The sequence below is a fragment of the Proteus sp. PR00208 genome (genome assembly GCF_016238545.1).
GTDB lineage: Bacteria > Pseudomonadota > Gammaproteobacteria > Enterobacterales > Enterobacteriaceae > Proteus.
The window spans coordinates 106,599-127,630 of the sequence record NZ_JAEHQE010000004.1; the positions used below are offsets into that span (position 1 = coordinate 106,599).

Genomic DNA, 21,032 nt, shown 5'->3' on the forward strand with positions numbered 1-21,032 from the left:
ATTGACTTAGAAACGGGCAGAAAAACGATATCCCGTTCCACGTACTGTCTGTATCATTCTGTCATGGCCATCTTCTTCAATAGCCTTACGTAAACGACGAATATGCACATCAACAGTACGGTCTTCGACATAAACATTGGTTCCCCAAACGTAGTTTAGCAGCTGTTCTCTGCTATATACGCGTTCAGGATGTGTCATAAAAAAGTGTAGGAGTTTAAATTCGGTGGGGCCCATATCAATCGGCTTATCTTGACTTGTCACTCGATGAGAAACAGGATCAAGACCGAGTCCATTGAATTCAATAACATCTTCCGCTGACATCGGTGATAAACGCCGTAAAATCGCCTTCACTCGGGCAACAAGCTCTTTAGGTGAAAACGGTTTGATAACATAATCATCAGCACCCGTCTCTAGGCCTTGGACTTTATCTTCTTCTTCCCCTTTTGCCGTTAGCATAATAATGGGAATATCACGGGTATTACTTTCCCGCTTCATCTGTTTTATTACCTGCAAGCCTGATCCACCAGGGATCATCCAATCTAATAAAACCAGATCAGGGTAAGGGTCGATAAGAAAACTCAATGCAGAATCATAGTCTTCTGCTTCAATAGGTTGAAAACCATTTTGTTCCAAAACAAAACAGATCATCTCTCGAATTGCGGTCTCATCTTCAACAACAAGAATACGCCTTGCCATACTCTATCCTGTGTAATGTATATAGAGGGTCAAAATGATTATGATGCACTTTTATGACAGATTTATGACTAGCCTTAACATTACTGAAATAGATCCCCGTTGTTAAGGTAAATAAATCATTTTTTGGTGAAATATCACTCAAAAAAGGGAGTTATTGTTGAGTTTTCACTAAAAAAGCAAGGTGCGCTATACTCTTCACCAGATAAAAAAGAGGGATAGCAATGCGGATTATTCACACATCAGACTGGCATTTAGGGCAATATTTTTTTACTAAGACTCGAGCTAAAGAACACCAACAGTTTCTTGATTGGTTATTAGCACAAATTAAACATTACCAAGTCGATGCTCTGATTGTTGCGGGTGATATTTTTGATACTGGCTCCCCTCCAAGCTATGCCCGAGAGCTTTATAACCGTTTTGTTGTTGCTATTAGAGATACACAATGTCAGCTCGTTATTCTAGGTGGTAATCACGATTCGGTGGCAACACTAAATGAATCAAAATCACTGTTGGCGTGTTTAAATACGACCGTTATTGCCAATGTTCATGCTGAAACACCACAAGCTCCGTTAATTCTTCCTCAAAAAGATAACACTCCAGGAGCATTACTTTGTGCAATCCCTTATCTACGTCCTAGAGACATGATCAGCAGTAAAAGTGGGCAATCAGGTGCTGAAAAACAAACAGCCTTAAAAGAAGCGATTGCTGAATATTATCAAGCTCAATATCAAGCAGCTCTCGAATTACGTCAGCAATTAAATGTCGATATTCCCATTATTGCAACGGGTCATCTCACCACAATTGGAGCGAGTGTGACCGATTCCGTCCGTGAAATTCATATCGGCACCTTAGAAGCCTTTTCAGCAACCCTATTTCCTGAATTTGACTATATTGCTCTTGGTCATATTCATCGCCCTCAAGTGGTGAATAAATCAGGTCATATTCGTTATAGTGGCTCCCCTATTCCGTTAAGTTTTGATGAATGCGGACAACAGAAAAGTGTCTGTCTTATCGACTTTGAGCAAGAAAAATTAACTAACCTCACACTATTACCTATTCCTGAATTTCAGTTACTACGCACTATCAGTGGTTCATTAAAAGAGATAGCGATACAACTTGAGGATTTAAAAAAACAATACGGTGAAATAGATACCACTATTTGGTTGGATATCGAAGTTTCAACACAAGATTATCTCAGTGATATACAAACCCGTATTCAAGAGCTAACTAACGATCCGCTTTTTGATGTGATCTTATTAAGAAGAGCGAGAAAACAACGCCAAGCGTTCACTCAAAATGAGAACGAAACACTGACCGAATTAACCGTTTATGATGTTTTTGAAAGACGTTTAGAACAGCATGAGTTTGATTCAGAAGAAACTAAAACTCGTTTAACAACATTATTTAAACAAGCAGTTGAAATGGCAGAGAAAGAGGATAACGAAGCATAATGAAAATCTTAAGTCTGCGATTTAAAAATATTAACTCCTTAAAAGGCGAGTGGAAGATTAACTTTAACCAAGAGCCTTTTATCAGCAATGGATTATTTGCCATTACAGGCCCCACGGGTGCAGGAAAAACCACGCTGTTAGATGCGATTAGTTTGGCGCTTTATCATAGAACTCCACGATTAGATAAAGTCACGCAATCACAAAATGAATTAATGACACGTCATACCGCAGAGTGTTTGACCGAAGTCGAATTTGAAGTCAAAGGTGTGGCTTATCGAGCATTTTGGGAACAACGCCGAGCTAATTATAAAGAAGATGGCAATCTTCAAGCGCCACAGGCTGAACTTGTTAAAATAAATACAACAGGAGGCGAAGACAAAATATTAGCAAGCAAAATAAGCCAAGTGAAAGAGATGATCATTAATATTACAGGCCTTGATTTTGATCGTTTCACTAAATCTATGTTGCTTTCTCAAGGACAATTCGCGGCTTTTTTAAATGCAGATGATAAATCTCGTGCTGAATTACTCGAAGAACTCACTGGCACAGATATTTATCGCCATATCTCCCAATCTATCTTTAAACATTGGCGTGAAGAAGAACAAGCATTAAAAACACTAAAACAGCAAGCCGAAATGATGGCGTTATTAGATGAAAATGCTCGCCAAGCATTATTAACTGAACAAACCGATCTTTTTGCCAAAGAGAGCCGATTACAAAAAGAACAGCAGGAATATCAAGCAGCAAAACAGTGGCAAGAAAAAGAAACTGAACTTAATAAAAACAAAGTATTAGCACAAACCGAAGTTAACTTAGCACAAGAAGCGTTAATTGCTGCCAAACCCGATATTCAACGTCTTGAAAATAGCGAACCAGCAGAAAAAATCCGCCCAATTTATGATGAAAAGGATCGTCTATTAAAAGAACAAACCTATATTGAGTCACAACTCTCAACACTAACAGCAGAAAAACAGCTTATTGAACAACAGAGCCAACCTATTAATCAGCATTTAATCGAGGCTCGTAACACATTTAAACAGCACGATGAAAAAAAACAGCAAATATTGCAGCTTATACGTGAAAAAGTAGCACCATTAGATAATCAGTTAATCTTGCTACAACAAGATATTTCAGTAAAAACACAGCAAAAAAATACGCTAGAAAAAACGCAATCAGAATATCTGGAAAAAATACAGTTAACAGAAGCCAAATTAGCTGGCTCACAAAAACAATTTAATGAATTAGACGAATATTTAAATCAGCATATAGCTCATGCTCAACTGGCTGAAAATTTACCGTTATGGCAACGTTATTTTGAGCAATATGATGAAATTACAGAGAAATATCTAATTAGCCAGAAAAGTGAAAAAGCTGAACAAGAAAAAGAATGCTTACTTAAACTCGAATTAGAAAAAACGACCAAAGCGCTAGAAGTGCAACAGTACAATCTTAACTTACAGCAACAACAATTAAGCGAATTACAAACACAACTTGAGCAACAAAATAAAGCTGATGCTATTGCGGATATCCCTTATCGTTTGCAACAAATTTCACAACAACGAAATGCACTTGCTAAACTAATGGGATTACAAACCCAATTACAACGCAATATCAAAACTGAATATCAATACCAAAAAAGCTATTCAGAAAATCAGCAAAAAATAGCAATGCTGACTGAAAGCATCCATAAAAATGACATTGCTTTAAAAGAGAAAGAACAACATCTTAAAGACTTAAACGATAATTATCTGCTAATACGAAAGTTAGCAGAATATGAAGAAGAGAGACAACGTTTAGTTAAAGATACCCCATGTCCTGTTTGTGGTTCGACCGAGCATCCTTATGTTGAAAAATATAAAGAAATTCAAACTGATGAAACAAAATTACGGTTAGATACCTTAACACAGCAAGTACATGCATTAACTATAGAGTTAGTGGAACAAAAAACACAGTGTGCTGGCTATCAAGCTCAAAACGAAAAGCTTAATGAAGATCTTGAGCAACTCACCCAAGATATAGCGACATTAAAACAACAATGGCGAACTTTAGCACAAACGCACACATTACCTGATGTTGATTGCGAAGAAGATGCTTTGGCTAAATTGGATGCAGAGCTTGAGAAAAAAGATAATTTACTCACACAAAAACAATCCAGCTATAAAGCGTTAGAAACCAAAATTCAGCAAGAATACAAACTGCTATCTGATACCAAAGAGCAATTTAATCAACAACAGCAAGCGATCCTTCATCAGCAAAATGAATTTGCGCAACAACAAAAAGAAGTCATCAATAAACAACAACAAACAACGCAATATCTTCAACAACAAACCCAGTTAACTCAGGAACTTCAATCTCTTGTCAAACAACAAGGTTATGAATTACAGGAATGTGAAGATAAAATTCAATGGCTTATTGCGCGTAAAAAAGAGAGCCAACAATATCAATCAACCTTAAAAACACATCACGAATTACAACAAACAATCCGCGAATTGTTATCAACACTGCAAGAAAGAAAACGCTATTTATCTGAAATTCAAAAAGAACTTGATGCTGTTTTAATCCATTTACAACAACTACATCAGCAACAAGAACAGCTCAAAGCACAACGCCAAGCGTTATTCGGGACACAAACCACCGAAGATGCGCGTAATGAATTAGATAAACAGAGTCAATTGTTACAAAAACAAATTGAGCAATATAGCGAAGAAAAAAACCGACTAGAAATCCGTTTAAATCAGCTTATTGGTCAATATCAGGAAAATGAAAAATCACTACAACGGTTACAAACGCGTTCACAAAACATTATTGAACAATATCAACATGCGTTAAAAAACAGTCCGTTTGCTGATGAAAATGCATTTTTAGCCTCTCTGTTATCAGTCGAAGAAAGAAACTGTTTACAAGAACAGCAAAAACAACGACTTGATAGATTATTGCAAGAAAAAACTCGCTTAGACACTCAAGAAAAGGCATATCAGCAGCACTTGTTACAACAACCGTTGTTATCGACTGAGCAAAATATTGAACAAATCACTACACATTTATTAGCACTAGAAACACAGCTGGCTCATATACAAGAAACCAAATTCCGCATTCAAGAGCAGCTGCGTACTGATGAAGAAAAACGCAAAGAACAACAAGCCTTACTCGACAAAATAACGAAACAGCAATCTCACTTTGATGATTGGAGTTACTTAAACGAATTGGTGGGATCTGCATCAGGAGATAAGTTCAGCCGTTTTGCTCAAGGCTTAACGCTTGATCATCTAATTTATTTGGCTAATCGTCGTTTAGAAAAGCTTCATGGTCGTTATTTCTTGCAACGTAAAACACCGGCAAGCCTTGAATTACAAATTGCCGATACATGGCAAGCTGATGCGCTACGGGATACTCGCACGCTCTCTGGTGGCGAAAGTTTTTTAGTCAGCTTATCGCTCGCCTTAGCGCTTTCAGATTTGGTCAGTAACAAAACTCAAATCGAATCACTATTTCTAGATGAAGGCTTTGGCACATTAGATCCTGATACCTTAGATATTGCATTAGACGCTCTTGATAGCCTTAACGCATCTGGAAAAATTATTGGCGTAATTAGTCACGTAGAAGCCATGAAAGAGCGCATTCCAGTGCAAATTAAAGTGAAGAAAGCGGGAGGATTAGGTATTAGCCAGCTTGCTCCTGAGTTTAGATATGTAGATAAATAGAATCTAAATCAAGTCGTTAAAAACTAGGTCGAATATTTTGACGTAACTGATTAAATTTTTTATATATCAATAAATCACTACTAAGCCCTATAGTATGTCCATAGATTAGCTCAAGCTAAGACACGCTTTAAGCGCTTAAATTTATCAAGGAGACAATCATGTCTAACGCATTTACTGATTTAATGAAAAAACGTAGAACAATTTATCATTTAGGTAATCAACTTCCAATTAGCGAAGACAGAGTCACTGAAGTTATCAAAGAAGCGGTTAAAGAGAGCCCAACTGCATTTAACTCACAAACATCTCGTGTTGTTGTTCTGTTTGGTGAACAACATCAAAAACTGTGGGATATCGTTAAAAATACCCTGAAAAAATTAGTACCCGCAGAAGCATTTAGTGCAACTGAAGCGAAAATTAATAGCTTTGCAGCAGGCGCAGGTTCAATTCTTTATTTTGAAGACACTGATATCGTAAAAGGTCTTCAAGAACAATTCCCACTGTATGCGGATAACTTCCCTGTATGGTCAGAACAAGCAAGTGGTATGGCGCAACTCTCTGTTTGGACTGCATTAGCAGCAGAGAATGTAGGTGCTTCATTACAACACTACAACCCAATTATTGATGACGAAGTTCATGCAACTTGGGATCTGCCAAAAACATGGAAACTAAGAGCTCAAATGGTCTTTGGTTCAATTGAACAAGAGGCTGGTGAAAAGAATTATATGGAAGATGATGCACGCTTTAAAATCTTCAAATAAGTGTTAGAACAGACATCTGACAAAAGACCCTAGCAATAAGTAATACCCTCTTTTTTTTACTTTCATTCCTTGCCCACAGCCACTGTGGGCTTTTTTTTGCCCATATACAACATAAAAGAAAGGTGGCATTAGGCCACCTTTCTTTTATGTTTTAATCAGTTTTAGATCAGTCTTTCGCTGTTTCTTCTGAGCATCATAGAAATTCTCATGAGAACCTATATGCAATAAATACAGTTCAAGCTTGTTTGCAACCCATGAGTAACCTAACAATACCGTTAAATCATTAAGCCTAAATTTATGTACTCTAAGATGAGTAAGATCGCCTTTTTTCTGTTCACCAATCAATGGATTATCAATTATTTGATCAATTTCATCTTCAATAATTTTCACATCTGATTCAGGCAACTTTTTCATTGCCTTTTCAAATCGTACAGACTGATAGACATCAATCTCTTTTTGTAGTTCGGACATATCGAGAAACCTTTTTGTTTTCGACTTCCGCCTGTGCCAGTAACAATTCTTCGATAAAGCTATATGGCAGATCAGGGTTATCTTCAGCTATACGCCCTATTTTAGCCCAGTGTTCAATTTGTTTAGGAACACTTCTGCTTTTCGCTTCCGCATGAATTTTAGCATCAGAGACAAAGTCTTCATCTAATCTTACGGAAATAGCCATGATTTACACTCCTAATACCTATCGGGTGTTACAACTTTATAGAATTAAAACGCTATAAATTTTTATGTTAATAACTCACGACAAAAAATGAAATCTTTTGTCGCTAAATGCAACAATACACCACAGATGATATGTTGTAAAGATTCCAACTTTGTTGCTTATGCCTTCATGCTCACTAAAAAAATACTTATTCTCCAATAAAAAGCATAAAAAAGAGCAAAGTGCGTAATGAATACAAAGGTAGGGATGGACCCTTTGTGTTCAACACTTTGCTCTCTTTATTTATTTACGCACCTCCCGTAAGAGGTGCGATTTTCACAAGGCGTATGAAAATACGTTATTTACGTGTGATGTTATTCGCTTTTGGTTGAGCAATTGGAGACTGCTCAGCAAAGTATTTCACGACTGCATCAACATCTGGCACGCTGTAAACTGGATCTTTACCTTCTTTCAGTACAGAGAAGTTACTACCACCTGTTGCTAAGTATTCGTTAGCCACAACACGGTAGTTCGCTTTCATATCTACTGGTTTACCGTCAATTTTCATTGATTCAACGATAACACGGTTGCCATTAGGTGCTTTGCTATCCCATGTGTACTGGAAGTTACCTGAAATTGCTAACACTTGTGGACGTGAACGATCCCATTGTTGTTCTAACAGGCGTTTGATTTGCTCACCTGTTAATGTTTGAGTTAACAGTACGTTAGAGAATGGCTGTACTGTGTAGATTGCGTTATAAGAAACGTCACCACCAGTCATATCAGCACGAATACCACCGCTGTTCATAAATGCGATTTGTGCGCCACCCGCATCTTTTGGTTTTGCAGTGTATAAATGCGCATCAGCGATCACTTGACCCAGTGCAGATTCACCCGCGTCGTTAGTTTGCTTCGTTAAATTACCTTCTAACTTACCAATGATACGGTTAGCTAATGGGGTTGCGATTTTTTCGTAAGCTTCTAACAGTTTGGTAACGGCTGGATCTTTTTCATATTTGCGGTTATCAACCCAAATATTACGTGCTTCAACGTCAACAACGTCTTTTGTTGTTTTGTCTAGTTTCAGATCGATACGCGTTAACATTGCACCATTTGATTGCGCAGATGTCACTGATTTACCGTTGATAGTACAGTTATAAGCTTGGTGAGTATGACCAGTCACAACAAAGTCAATCGCAGGATCTAATTGATCAACAACACCTAATACTTTACCCGTAATACCATTACATGCGTTGATATTCACAGGACCACCGTCACGACGTTGTGCAGCACCTTCGTGAATTAACACACCAATCGCTTGAACACCTTGTGCTTTTAACTGAGGCACTAATGCGTTGATTGTTTTCGCTTCGTTATGGAAGCTTAAACCTTCAGTACCTTTAGGTGTTACGATTGCCGCAGTACCTTCCAGTGTGACACCGATAAATGCAACAGGGATACCGTTAAATTCTTTGATAACATATTCAGGGAATAACGTTTTGCCTGTTTCATTAACAGTTACGTTTGCTGATAAGTATTGGAAATCAGCCCCTTTAAATTCAGTTGGACCTTGGCAACCCGTCACAGGGTGGCAGCCACCGTTCTGTTTACGCAGTAACTCGCCCATGCCTTTATCAAATTCGTGGTTACCCACAGACGTTGCTTCTAAGCCTGCTAATGATAATGCTTCGATAGAAGGCTCATCATGGAACATTGAAGATAACAGTGGGCTTGCACCAACCATATCACCCGCGGCAACAACGATGTTGTTCGGGTTATCTTTCTTCATTTCTTTGATTAATGTTGCCATGTGCTCGATGCCACCAGGTTTGTTTGGACCTGGCGCTTTTAGCGCACCGTGGAAGTCGTTCATTGCGATAACACGCACATCAACAACATTAGCTTCGTCGTAGTTCTTTGCACAACCAGCTAATAAGACTGAGCTTACTGCCAGTGCAACGAGTTTATATTTATGGTTCATTTAAAATTTATCCCTAAGATCAAAATTCACGTTTCGGACAATCAATGACTTCGAAATCTTTGCTATAACAGATATAGAATTCATCTCGATTAATTTGAATTTCCTTATCCTTCAATGATGGATTGTGTTCTTTTAAGAACTTAATCAATGCACTGTTTGAAGGACGGCCTTCTGGTAATACTAACGCTTCATACAACTCTTTTTGTTTACCAAAGAATGCATCTGGTGTATCAAACGCACATACACCGTGTTTTTCCCACTCACCTTGTAGTAAGTCGATACCCGGAGAATCACACAGATAAGGTTTGATAGCAGAGTATTCTAAAGGTGGTAAATCGCCTTTACATAAACGAGGATGCTTGCGTATGTCTTTCCAATCACGGCACTCTTCCCATGATTTACCATCACAGGTTTCAGCCCACAGCCCATGAACAATCCAACCAAATTTATTATCTGAGAAGCATTGGATTTCAAATTTATCATACTCACGTTTTGCACGATCTTTTTCATTGTCGTTATTTAACCGCTTAATGTTATTACTTTTATAATCACAAAAAGCGGGTGAGTAGTTAATCGCTAACTTAAAGTAATCTGTTGATGCTGTACTGTTTTGACCATAGCGATCATTAGAAGCAATGTAGTCGTAAGGTGCTGTTGGTGCATCAGGTAAAATACAAGATACGCCTTCAACTAATTTAGCTTGAGGTTTTAATGGTTCTGTAATTTCAGGTGCTTGCGTTGCACATCCTGCTAACACTAAAGCAAAAGCAGCAGGTAATAGCTTCATAAAGCGCATAAAATCCCCTTAAAGAGCAATAAGTTTTACTCTTTTGGTTCAAAAAGGTAAGAGAAGCCTGCCCAGAATGGACAGGCTTTAATGGCTTATTTCTTCTCTGTTAAATCAATTTTGTAAATTGCAAAACCGATTTCATCATTTTCCACAAAGGTCATTGGATATTGAGAGAAATCTTTAATAAATGCAGCCGCTTTCTCACTTGGTGACGTTTCAAAACGTACATCTAACGCTTTGTCAGTCTTAATAGGTAAGAATGACCAGTTGTTAGCAGCTTTAGTTGCAACTTCGCCTTTTTCTTTCGTTTGTTTAGCAATGTAAGACGCTAAGATTGCACGGTTTTCATCTGGAGATGCGAACGCAATATTTGCTTCACCAGTACCTGCAAACTTACCACCGTATCCACGGTAGTTATTTGTTGCGATCAGGAATGTTGCTTTAGGATCGATTGGCTTGCCTTCATAAGTCACGTCTTTGATACGATTCGCATCTTTATTAACGACTTGGCAATCAACGTCATATTTAGCTGGTTGAGTTAGGTCAACTTTATAGTTCACACCACTAATGGTATCGAAGTTATAAGTACGGAAACCATCCCAGTTGATTAGTTCTTGTGGTTTAGTTGAATTTGGATCAACTTGGTTCCACATACCCGCAGAACATTCTAACCACTCAACAACATCAGCACCGGTCGCTTTAACGACCACTAATGTGTTTGGATACAGATATAAGTCTGCAGCGTTACGGAATGTTAAGTCACCTTTTTCAACTTCTACGAAGTCTGCTGGTGCGTTTTTACGACCACCCGCTTTAAATGGTGCAGCTGCACCTAATACTGGTAAACCGTCTAAGTTCGGATCACCTTGAATAAAGTGTTTGGTGTAATCAACTTGTGCATCATTCACGATTTGTACAGTTGGATCGCTTTGTACTAATGCTAAGAAGCTGTACATGTTGGCAGAAGCTTTACCAATGTGTTTACCTACAAAATCACGAGTACCTTGGTGTGCTTTTTCGATGATTTGCGCTAATTCAGCATCACGTTCAACTAATGCTTTTTTGTTTGCTTTATCAAAGATAGGACGCGCTTCACCTGTTGCTTGTGTCATCACCCATTTACCGCTGTCGTTGTTGATAACCATATCAACGACACCTAAGTGATCACCCCATTGGCCAGGCATAACAGCAGGAACGCCATTTACAGTACCTTTAGCAACATCAACACCTTTAATGCCTTCAAATTCTTTGCTTGGGAATACGCCATGAGCGTGACCAAACATGATTGCATTGATGCCTTCAACTTCGCTTAAATAATAAACAGAGTTTTCAGCCATTGCTTTGTACGGCTCTGACGCAAAACCAGAGTGAGGAATAGCCACAATCAGGTCAGCACCCTCTTTTTTCATTTGAGGGACGAATTTTTTCGCTGTTTCTGTAATATCGTTTACAACGACCTTACCATCCAGATTGGCTTTATCCCAGATTAAGATCTGTGGTGGAACGAAGCCGATATAACCAATCTTGATAGTGTGTTCTTTACCATCACGATCTTTTACTGGTGTATCAACAATGATATAAGGTGTGAAATAGTTTTTGCCTGTTTTCGCATCCATCACGTTGGCGTTGATGTAAGGGAATTTAGCACCGGCAATGGCTTTTTTCAGGTAATCTAAACCATAGTTAAATTCATGGTTACCAAAGTTACCTACTGTGTAACCCATGGTGTTCATCAGCTGGTGAGCTGGATGAGATTCGCCTTTTTCTAAGCCTTTAGCTGCTTGATAGTCAGCCAGCGGGCTACCTTGGATCAAGTCGCCGTTATCAACTAAAATCGCATTGGTTGCTTCAGCTTTTGCTGCTTTAATTAAATTAGCAGTACGGACATAACCAAACTGTTCTGTTGGTTTGTCTTTGAAGTAGTCAAAGTCGATTAAGTTACTGTGAACATCAGACGTCTCCATAATACGAAGATCGACTGTCGCAGCATTCACGTTGAATGCGACAAACATTGCTAATGTTGAAATTTTCAACACATTCTTAACCATTACACACCCCTTATATATTGGTTAACAGGAGAGCGAAATCGCTCTCCTTTGGTTACTTCTATCAAACGGTAATGCTTTTGTCAGGACTAGAAGTACAGACGCATACCCGTTTCGAAGATATATTGTTTAGTGTCTTTATATGCTTCGTTGTCACTGCGTGCATCATCATATGCCATTTCAGCAAATAAACGTAAGTTGTTGTATTTAGATACCGCAAAACGTTTATCTACACCCACAGTATAGGTTTCTTTTTTGTAGTTGAAAGTGTTGGCATCACCATCACGCAGGTAGTAACCCGCATACATACCACTTTCAATACGATCCCAGTGCCATTTCACACCAACACCATATAAATCTGCTTTCCAGTCACCTTTAACAGAGTTCCATTTATAATCTTTTGAAACTGCATTACTTGCTAAAGTTAAACCTGAATTTTTACCACGAGATTGACCATAGTCTAAACCGATAGAAAATTCACGACCTGGGAAGAAGTATTCGGCACCAAATGCTAAGATACTGTTTTCAGGAGTTTTCCCTTGAACTGTACTCTTACTACTATGAGTCGCTTCACCTTTAGCGGCAGAGTAACCACCATCAAGCTCTAAACCGAAAGTTGATTTATAGAAACCCACTACTGAATATGCACGAGTAATATCACCAGTGGTACGAGTATTATCATCACCTGTTTTACCTGTTACAGTACCGGCTAATTTAAAGCCTTCATAACGGTTAGTTTCAATAAAGATAGTTTGTGGTAAACGGGTCATAAAGTTGTTTTTACCAACACCTTTACCATCAGCATAACCATTGCTATAACCTACGGCACGACCTAATACATCACTAAAGTAGAACACACCCGTGTTACCATAGCCGTAGCTTGATTTTTTCACCCAGTCGATTGGAATATAAGTACGACCAAACTGGATTTGACCATAATCACGATGAGAGAAACCGACATAACCCACACGGTTGTACATTTCAAAGTTTGATTTAGGGTTGTCACTGTTTGTTTTTTGAGTGTCTGAACCCCACTCTAATTTACCAAAGACTTTGATATCGTTAGTCAGTTCGTGTGAACCAAAGAAACCGATACGGCTACCATCATCCGTCATTTTCATTTCGTGATTTTGGCTGGTCACTTGTGTTTTTAAACGGAACTGACCATTTACATCAAAACGTGTACCTTTATCGTTATACACGTTTACCGCGTTTGCCGATCCAGAAAGAACCAACAAACCAACCAGTGCTGCTAGAGGCTTCAAGCTTTTCATGATTAAAATACCCATCTATCTATTTTCTATAGTTTTATGACTTTCTTTAAGGTCAAAAATAATACCGCCGTATATAGTTGACCTGAGATTCAGGCAAAAGATCTCTGCCACGAATTTCGAAAAAGAAAATCGCTCTCACAATTGATAATTTTTATAGCTACTAATTATGACTCTACAAAATTTTCTTAAAGGCTTTAATTTCCTTGACACAGACGTAATCACCAATAAGACACAAAAATAATATCCTCATTATATTTAAATAAGGGCATTGCTTTTATTTCTGTCAGGAAAAGAAATAGGTCGTTGAGTTTTCGATGGCATGTTACTCAAAAAAAAGCCCAACTTTCGTGATACAGTCCACAATTACACCAATGTGTATTTTCATGGTTACATACTCAAGTGATAGGTATCACAATTAAAGGTAAAGATACGTGTTTTTTGAACTTAATCAACTTTTTAAAAATAGCACTTTTAGATTTTTCTTTTATATTTCATTTCTTTATAAGACTCTTTTTTTTGCTAATAAAAAATTTATCCCCCTATTTAATATATTTAAAAGGAAGTATTAATTTTAACCACTAAATAAATAACACTAAAGATTTAAATATTGTTATTCCTAATTAATAATTTTTTATCTTTATATTTATTTCTTATTTAAATAAAGGCAAAGTCGAATTTAAATACAATTTAACTAGTGGTAACGAGTAACATCCCATCATAAAAAGAATAATTATCTGTAAATATTCAAAAGAGAAGCACAAGAATGCTATTCAATTACAATATCTAATCAATACGTACAAGTAACAACAAAACCCAATGAAACATTACAAAATCTAAACTATAACACTGGTTAATATAAAAAGCCCAATCGTGCTCTTTTAACGATATTTGAAAAAAAAATATCAATATTTGTGATCTTAATCACTTTGTTGATTGTGAAAAATCTCCTCATACATTTTCCTTATTTTGTGATAATAATCACACAAGAGCGTCAAGAATATTTTTGTTTTGTAAATTAATGCAGAGATAAATCTGAAAGTGATTTCAGTTTGTAAACAAAAAAGAGTGTAAAAATAAAATCTTGTGATTATTGTCACATAATGGTTTGTACTAAAAATCATGCTATTTCATTATTAATATTCTTAATCAATCTAATTCAGATAAGAATAAAACTCATTATCATAGAGTAGATTTACTAATTATTCGTTTCAGCTTTTTTTATCTTTTTATTAAATAACACGGTATAGATTTTCTTTTAAGGGATATTACCTTTTAGATACCCTAAACATTCAGTATCATATTGTGGTAAATAATGATTAAGGGGAATGTCAGATGCTGTGGTTTAAAAATATTTTAGTCTATCGCTTAAATAAAGGGATAGCACTGTCAATGGATGAGTTAGAACAACAGCTTGCCTCATTGGCATTCACACCTTGTAGTAGCCAAGATATGACTCGGACAGGTTGGGTTTCGCCGATGGGTGATCGCGGTGAAGCGCTTATCCATGTTGCTGGCAAACAAGTCATGATATGTGCACGGAAAGAAGACAAAATTTTACCTGCGACAGTTATTAAACAAGCACTGCAAGACAAAGTTGAAAAACTTGAAGGTGAGCAAGGACGTAAACTGAAAAAAACAGAGAAAGCCACCTTAAAAGATGAAGTGGTGCACACTCTGCTTCCTCGTGCTTTTAGTAAATTCTCACAAACATTTATTTGGCTCGATTTAGAAAAACAACTCGTTATTGTTGATTCGGGCAGTGCAAAACGCGCTGAAGATAACTTAGCCTTGCTGCGTAAGACCTTAGGTTCATTACCTGTTGTTCCTTTGAACTTCAATGAATCCGTTGAATTAAAAATGACAGAGTGGGTACGCTCTGGAGAACTCCCAGCTGGCTTTACCTTGATGGATGAAGCAGAACTAAAAGCGGTCTTAGATGAAGGTGGCGTTATTCGTTGTAAGAAACAGGAATTAGTCTCTGATGAAATTGCGACGCATATTGAAGCGGGTAAATTTGTCACCAAACTCTCTGTAGATTGGGAAGATCGCCTGCAATTTATGCTTTGTGATGATGGTTCTATCAAACGCATTAAATTCAGTGAAACTTTACGTGAGCAAAATGATGATATTGATAAAGCCGATTTTGCCCAACGTTTTGATGCCGACTTTATTTTAATGACCGGTGAACTCAGCGCTTTAATTGAACGAGTCACCGAAGTCCTAGGCGGCGAAGCAGAGTAATAATATTATTCAAGAAAACAGCCTATCATTCTCTATGTATAGGCTGTTTTTTATTTAATGAAAAATAAAGATTATTTTTGAATTAAATAACGAATAGTTGGACCATCTTGTTGAATATCTAACACGGTATAACCGTAGTTTTTCGCATCAAGTGGAATATTGTTGATTGATTGAGGGCAATCACTGACCACTTCTAAAATCTCGCCTTTTTTCAGTGATGGCATAGCTTCAAGCGTTGCCACCGCAGGGTAAGGACAAGGTTCACCGACCATATCTAGACGATAATCAGGAACAATGGTATCTTTCTGGCTCATGCGATTTCCTTATTAATCTGGGTTGAAATAGAGTGTGCTTGTTGTGCTTTTTTACGAAAGAAATGTTTCTCCCACCAAAGTAGCAACACAAATGACAGACCCAACATCAGATATGTCACGCCTAATCCGCCTACAGGCCCAAAAGTATCAAGTAAATTAATTTTGTCGTAGTCAGTCGCTAAGATGGCTGAAAAATCATCCCAATAATAAGCGAGTAACGTCGAACCAATCACATTGCCTAATCCAACCCACCAAAAGTGAATTTGACCTTCAACAGCGCGATACATCCAGCCAGTTTCACACCCACCAGCAAGCACAATACCGAAACCGAAGAGTAAGCCGCCAACTACGGCATTAGGACCCGCCCACATAATTTTAGGTGATGCACCTAATTGGACATAGCTAAAGATCCCAATGGCACTCACCGCCATACCGATGATAATCGCTTTTGCCATATGGGTTCTGCCTGTTATCCATAAGTCACGGAAAGCAGAAGTAAAACAGATTTGTGCACGTTCAATTAAAATACCAAAACCAATACCGCCTAGCATGGCGAAACCCAGTTTTGGTGAATCAAAGAGAATAATTAAAGACCACGCAATCATGGCAAAAAAGATAACCATTCCCAATCTAAAGCGACGTTTCGCACGTTGTTTATCTTGAGTGATAGGTGACGCTTGGCTGACTTTTTGCAGTTTTACTGGAATACGGAACAGTGGCATCAATGACAGCTTAGCACCGAAGTAGGAACCGACTGCCGTTGCAACCGCAAAGAACCAAGCATGTAAAGAGAACTGAGGAATACCCGTAAAGAAGGCAGCAAGGTTACAACCCATTGCTAAACGAGCACCAAAACCTGCGATGATCCCACCTAGAACAGCTTGAAGAATACGAATTTTATGTTGAGGATGACGAAGTTTGACGTTATTGGCCCAAAGAGCCGCCATAATGCAACCTCCAAACATCCCGATAATCATCACGCCATCAATACGCGTTAATGGCGTACCTTCAAGACCGATGATTTTAAAATAACCCCATTCTTCAGGATGAGCACCGAACCATTGCATAACGTGACCACCCCAGCGGGTAAACTCACCAGTGACAGCCCAGAAAGTGCCGGTTAAACCAAAGTAATAAGTTGATAAGATACCTGCCGCGATAACTGCTGGAAGAGGCTTCCAAAAACGGATCAGGTATTGAGATTTAAATTCTGACCAAGACATGTTTTTTCCTAGAACTAACCTCTACGAGAGACACTCTCCACGCAGTAGGATGAGGCGAACATGTTACTCCAATAATTTTTTTATCAAAGAGTCAGTATTCAGATAAATGAGAGAAATTTGCGTTATAACAATTTTTTGTAACAAGTGGGTAACTTATCCCACTTATAAATTCAGTGAACATTTCCATTTATAAGTGGGGAATAAGTGTTTAGCAGATACGAGGTAAAGGCTCGTTATAAGGTAGGTCGAGGATACGACTAGTACCGAAAATGCCTGTTAAACGAATATAATTATCCGTTGTGACTTCGCCAATCGTGCAAGCGTCTTTGCCTAAAGCATGTTGATGCAGTGCTTCAAGTACTTGTGCTTCCGCTTCAGGTGAAACCACTAAAACAATTTTTCCTTCGTTAGCGAAATTAAGCGCTTCAAGTCCTAATAATTCGCATACACCACGAACAGATTGTTTCATAGGTAATTTGCTTTCATGCACGTTCATGCCACAACCGCTGGCTTGAGCAAACTCATGCAAAATCGCTGTCACACCGCCTCGAGTTGCATCACGTAATGCTTTAATTCCTTCGATTTGGCGTAAAGGGGCAATCATTGGCTCAAGAACCGCGCAGTCACTTTGCAGATCCGCTTCAAGCCCTAAATTTTCACGAAGATTCAGGATTGTTGCACCATGATCGCCAATAGTGCCACTCACTAAGATCTTATCGCCTGCTTTAATGTTTGATGCAGCCCAATGAATTTTGGTTGGGATCACACCAATACCCGCGGTGTTAATAAAAATCTTATCCGCAGCACCACGAGGAACCACTTTCGTATCACCCGTAACAATTTGAATGCCCGCTTGTTGCGCGGCTTTTGCCATTGCCATCACAAGGGTTTCTAGGGTTTCAAAAGGAAGTCCTTCTTCCAAAATAAAACCACATGAAAGGTAACGAGGAACTGCACCACCAACAGAAAGATCGTTAGCCGTCCCGCAGACCGATAATTTACCAATGTTTCCACCAGGGAAAATAATGGGATCGATGACATAGCTATCTGTACTAAAAGCAAGACGATCGCCCAGTGTGGTTAACTCATTTAAGGCGATCCGCGCTTGATCTTCTTTTTCATTTAATAATGGATTATCGAACGCTTTTAAAAATAGTCCTTCGATAAGTTGCTGCATACCTTGCCCGCCGTTTCCTTGGGCTAAGGTGATTTCATCAGGTTGTTTCATATATTACCTTCACGGCGATACTGATAATAAGCCGCACATGCACCTTCAGATGATACCATCAAGGCACCCAATGCCGTTTCTGGTGTACAACTTTTACCAAAGAGTGGGCAATCGGAAGGTTTGCATCGTCCTGTTAATACATCGCCACAGCGAGATTGCGGATTATCAGCCACTTTCTGCGGGGCGGGAGTAAAACGTAATTCAGCATCAAACTCAGAATAAGCAGGTGTTAATTGAATACCTGACATTGGGATTTCACCCAATCCACGCCATTCACTGGTTTCTTTTAACATAAATACTTCGCTAAGTGCTTTTTGAGCCAACTTATTACCTTCATTCGGTACAATGCGACTATATTGGTTTTCAATACTTAAAACATAATCTGTATTTTCTGCTTTTGCTTTAAGTTGTTTAATGACCATCAGTATAGCTTGTAATAAGTCTAATGGTTCAAATCCTGTCACGACAAAAGGCTTTTCAAATTCGTCACATAGCGGTTGATATGGCGTACAGCCAATCACCATACTCACATGCCCTGGAGCAATAAAGCCGTCAATGCGAACATCATCTTGTTCTAGTAGACAACGTAAAGTAGGCACGATAGTAATATGCTGACAAAACAGAGAGAAATTTTTGAGTCCACGCAATTTCGCTTGTTGTAGCGTCATTGCAGTACTTGGCATCGTAGTTTCAAAACCTAAACCAAAAAAGACGACTTGTTTATCTGGGTTATCTTGTGCAATTTTGAGGGAGTCGAGCGGTGAGTAGACAATACGAATATCACTGCCACGACGACGCGCATCCAGCATTGAGCCATTACGTCCCGGTACTCGCATTGCATCACCAAAAGTACAGAATATGACATCAGGACGGGCTGCAATTTCTAAACAAGCATCAATTCGCCCCATCGGTAATACACAAACAGGACAACCCGGTCCATGAACAAATTCAATTTCTTCTGGTAATAAGCGATCTAGACCAAATTTAAAAATGGCATGTGTATGCCCACCACACACTTCCATAATTTGTAATGGCCGTTTAATAGGATGAGGCCATTGTGAAATAGTTTCACGGATTTGGGCTAGTAAGGCTTTCGCAAGTTCGGGATCACGAAATTCATCAACGTACTGCATCATCAGCCTCTTCGAGGGTCACACCATAGACATGCTGTAATGCATCAAGGGTATCTTGTGCTTCTTGCTCATCAAGAATACTCATGGCAAATCCCACATGAATAAGTACCCATTTGCCTAATAATTCACTAGGTTCGCCTTCACATACCATCGAAATATTAACAGCACGTTTGACGCCACTGACTTCGGCATAAGCGAGTTGGTGGACGTCTTCGCCCACCTCAACAATCTTAGCTGGAACACCTAAGCACATAAACGACTCTCCAACCAAGCTAACCACTCTTCCATGCCTTCACCCGTTGTTGCTGATAACGCAATGATTTCGATATTTGGGTTAACACGGCGAGCGGATTCAATACAGGCTTGAACATCAATATTCAGATGTGGCACTAAATCAATTTTGTTGATAATCATTAAATCAGCCGCAGCAAACATATGCGGGTATTTCAGTGGTTTATCTTCACCTTCAGTGACAGAAAGAATCGCAACTTTATGCTTTTCACCCAGATCAAAACTGGCAGGACAAACTAAGTTACCCACGTTTTCAATAAAGAGAACGCTGTTATCTTGTAAACCTAATTGATGTGTCGCATCATGCACCATTTGTGCATCAAGGTGACAACCTTTTCCTGTATTCACTTGGATCGCTGGCACACCCGTTTCACGGATGCGATCCGCATCATTAGTGGTTTGCTGATCGCCTTCGATCACCGCGCAAGGCATCCGTTGTGCTAACTGTTTTAATGTTTGTGTTAATAGCGTTGTTTTACCGGAGCCTGGGCTTGAAACTAAGTTTAATGCCAATACATTTTGTTGTTCAAAATGTTCACGGTTATGAACAGCAATGCGGTTATTTTTATCCAGCACATCCATTTCAATTTTCAGCATACGCTTTTGGCTAATACCGGGAGCATGTGTTCCCGCTTCACCTTGGCCATAATGCATATTCTGATTTTCAATCACAGGGCTAAATTGCTCTTCGTGCTCATGTTCGTGATCGTGGTCATGATCATGTGCATGATCGTGGCTGTGAGAATGATGATGTGAATGCTCATGGTTATAATCATGAGAATGATCGTGACTGTGAGCATGGTCATGATTGTGTGAATGATCATGCTCATGATGATCGTCATGTCCATGATGATGTTCATGGAAAACAGGCGCTTCGTTTAGCTGTGCATCGTTATGAAAATGGAGATGAACATCACCACTGTTATGGTAATAGTGGTGATGAACGATGATAGGCTGACCATGTGTTTCGTAGTTATGTTTATGCTTTTGTTCAGACTTATCAATATATTTATGAACAGTATTCGCTGGAGTAGCATTGTGTTCATGATGATGATCATGCCCGTGATGGCTGTGATCATGATGATGATCATGCCCGTGATGGCTGTGATCATGATGATGACCGTGGTCGTGATGATCATGGTCATGAGAGTGATGATGGTGGTGCTCATGTGAATGAGGCTCTACGCCTTCAATTCTGACATTGCCTTCGCCACAACCGCAAGTGCTACACATATTCTGACTCCTGTACTA

General features: G+C 38.8%; 17 protein-coding genes. 4 read left to right on the plus strand and 13 right to left on the minus strand.

Annotated features, from left to right (window positions below):
- Positions 1-6 precede the first annotated feature (6 nt).
- Entirely contained in the window at positions 7-696 is a 690-nt protein-coding gene (gene phoB, locus JEP36_RS04905) for a phosphate regulon transcriptional regulator PhoB (protein ID WP_075673984.1), read from the minus strand.
- Between the two features lie 221 nt (positions 697-917).
- Here phoB and sbcD point away from each other — a divergent pair, with 221 nt between their 5' ends.
- From sbcD to JEP36_RS04920, 3 genes are all read left to right on the plus strand, one after another.
- The gene (gene sbcD, locus JEP36_RS04910) at positions 918-2,147 is read left to right on the plus strand and encodes an exonuclease subunit SbcD (RefSeq protein ID WP_198629925.1); all 1,230 of its coding nucleotides are present in this window, start codon (positions 918-920) and stop codon (positions 2,145-2,147) included.
- Complete coding sequence (locus JEP36_RS04915) at positions 2,147-5,848, plus strand: SbcC/MukB-like Walker B domain-containing protein (RefSeq protein ID WP_198629926.1); 3,702 nt, start codon at positions 2,147-2,149, stop codon at positions 5,846-5,848. Before sbcD ends, JEP36_RS04915 begins: the two co-directional genes overlap by 1 nt.
- A 158-nt stretch (positions 5,849-6,006) precedes the next feature.
- A complete protein-coding gene (locus JEP36_RS04920; RefSeq protein ID WP_109371780.1) occupies positions 6,007-6,606 on the plus strand; it encodes a nitroreductase family protein in 600 nt (199 codons plus the stop codon).
- Between the two features lie 144 nt (positions 6,607-6,750).
- Here the strand turns inward: JEP36_RS04920 and JEP36_RS04925 are convergent, their stop codons facing one another.
- The 6 genes from JEP36_RS04925 to JEP36_RS04950 all read right to left on the minus strand — a co-directional run bounded on the left by JEP36_RS04925 (position 6,751) and on the right by JEP36_RS04950 (position 13,351).
- A complete protein-coding gene (locus JEP36_RS04925) occupies positions 6,751-7,077 on the minus strand; it encodes a type II toxin-antitoxin system RelE/ParE family toxin (RefSeq protein WP_198625983.1) in 327 nt (108 codons plus the stop codon).
- A complete protein-coding gene (locus JEP36_RS04930) occupies positions 7,052-7,282 on the minus strand; it encodes a ParD-like family protein (protein ID WP_004245167.1) in 231 nt (76 codons plus the stop codon). The genes JEP36_RS04925 and JEP36_RS04930 overlap by 26 nt, the downstream gene beginning before the upstream one ends.
- A gap of 337 nt (positions 7,283-7,619) precedes the next feature.
- Entirely contained in the window at positions 7,620-9,242 is a 1,623-nt protein-coding gene (locus tag JEP36_RS04935; protein ID WP_198619330.1) for a bifunctional metallophosphatase/5'-nucleotidase, read from the minus strand.
- A gap of 19 nt (positions 9,243-9,261) precedes the next feature.
- Positions 9,262-10,038, minus strand: coding sequence for a ribonuclease T2 family protein (locus JEP36_RS04940; protein ID WP_069368615.1), 777 nt, complete (start codon positions 10,036-10,038; stop codon positions 9,262-9,264).
- A gap of 86 nt (positions 10,039-10,124) precedes the next feature.
- Positions 10,125-12,080 (minus strand): bifunctional 2',3'-cyclic-nucleotide 2'-phosphodiesterase/3'-nucleotidase, encoded by a 1,956-nt coding sequence (locus tag JEP36_RS04945; protein ID WP_109371787.1) that lies wholly within the window; start codon positions 12,078-12,080, stop codon positions 10,125-10,127.
- Between the two features lie 86 nt (positions 12,081-12,166).
- Complete coding sequence (locus JEP36_RS04950) at positions 12,167-13,351, minus strand: porin (protein ID WP_232797549.1); 1,185 nt, start codon at positions 13,349-13,351, stop codon at positions 12,167-12,169.
- A 1,332-nt stretch (positions 13,352-14,683) separates the two neighbouring features.
- On the opposite strand from JEP36_RS04950, the gene rdgC reads away from it, so the two are divergent.
- The gene (gene rdgC, locus JEP36_RS04955; RefSeq protein ID WP_198629927.1) at positions 14,684-15,592 is read left to right on the plus strand and encodes a recombination-associated protein RdgC; all 909 of its coding nucleotides are present in this window, start codon (positions 14,684-14,686) and stop codon (positions 15,590-15,592) included.
- Positions 15,593-15,663: 71 nt separating this feature from the next.
- Here rdgC and yedF read toward each other — a convergent pair whose 3' ends face one another.
- The 6 genes from yedF to hypB all read right to left on the minus strand — a co-directional run bounded on the left by yedF (position 15,664) and on the right by hypB (position 21,014).
- Entirely contained in the window at positions 15,664-15,906 is a 243-nt protein-coding gene (yedF, locus tag JEP36_RS04960; RefSeq protein WP_069368619.1) for a sulfurtransferase-like selenium metabolism protein YedF, read from the minus strand.
- Complete coding sequence (gene yedE, locus JEP36_RS04965; protein ID WP_198629928.1) at positions 15,903-17,129, minus strand: selenium metabolism membrane protein YedE/FdhT; 1,227 nt, start codon at positions 17,127-17,129, stop codon at positions 15,903-15,905. The genes yedF and yedE overlap by 4 nt, the downstream gene beginning before the upstream one ends.
- A 208-nt stretch (positions 17,130-17,337) precedes the next feature.
- On the minus strand, positions 17,338-18,357 hold the full coding sequence (gene hypE, locus JEP36_RS04970; protein ID WP_109371795.1) for a hydrogenase expression/formation protein HypE: 1,020 nt from the start codon (positions 18,355-18,357) through the stop codon (positions 17,338-17,340).
- The gene (hypD, locus tag JEP36_RS04975) at positions 18,354-19,490 is read right to left on the minus strand and encodes a hydrogenase formation protein HypD (RefSeq protein WP_075674243.1); all 1,137 of its coding nucleotides are present in this window, start codon (positions 19,488-19,490) and stop codon (positions 18,354-18,356) included. The genes hypE and hypD overlap by 4 nt, the downstream gene beginning before the upstream one ends.
- Complete coding sequence (hybG, locus tag JEP36_RS04980; RefSeq protein ID WP_006535180.1) at positions 19,477-19,743, minus strand: hydrogenase maturation factor HybG; 267 nt, start codon at positions 19,741-19,743, stop codon at positions 19,477-19,479. The genes hypD and hybG overlap by 14 nt, the downstream gene beginning before the upstream one ends.
- Complete coding sequence (gene hypB / locus JEP36_RS04985) at positions 19,734-21,014, minus strand: hydrogenase nickel incorporation protein HypB (protein ID WP_198629929.1); 1,281 nt, start codon at positions 21,012-21,014, stop codon at positions 19,734-19,736. Before hypB ends, hybG begins: the two co-directional genes overlap by 10 nt.
- Positions 21,015-21,032: the final 18 nt, after the last annotated feature.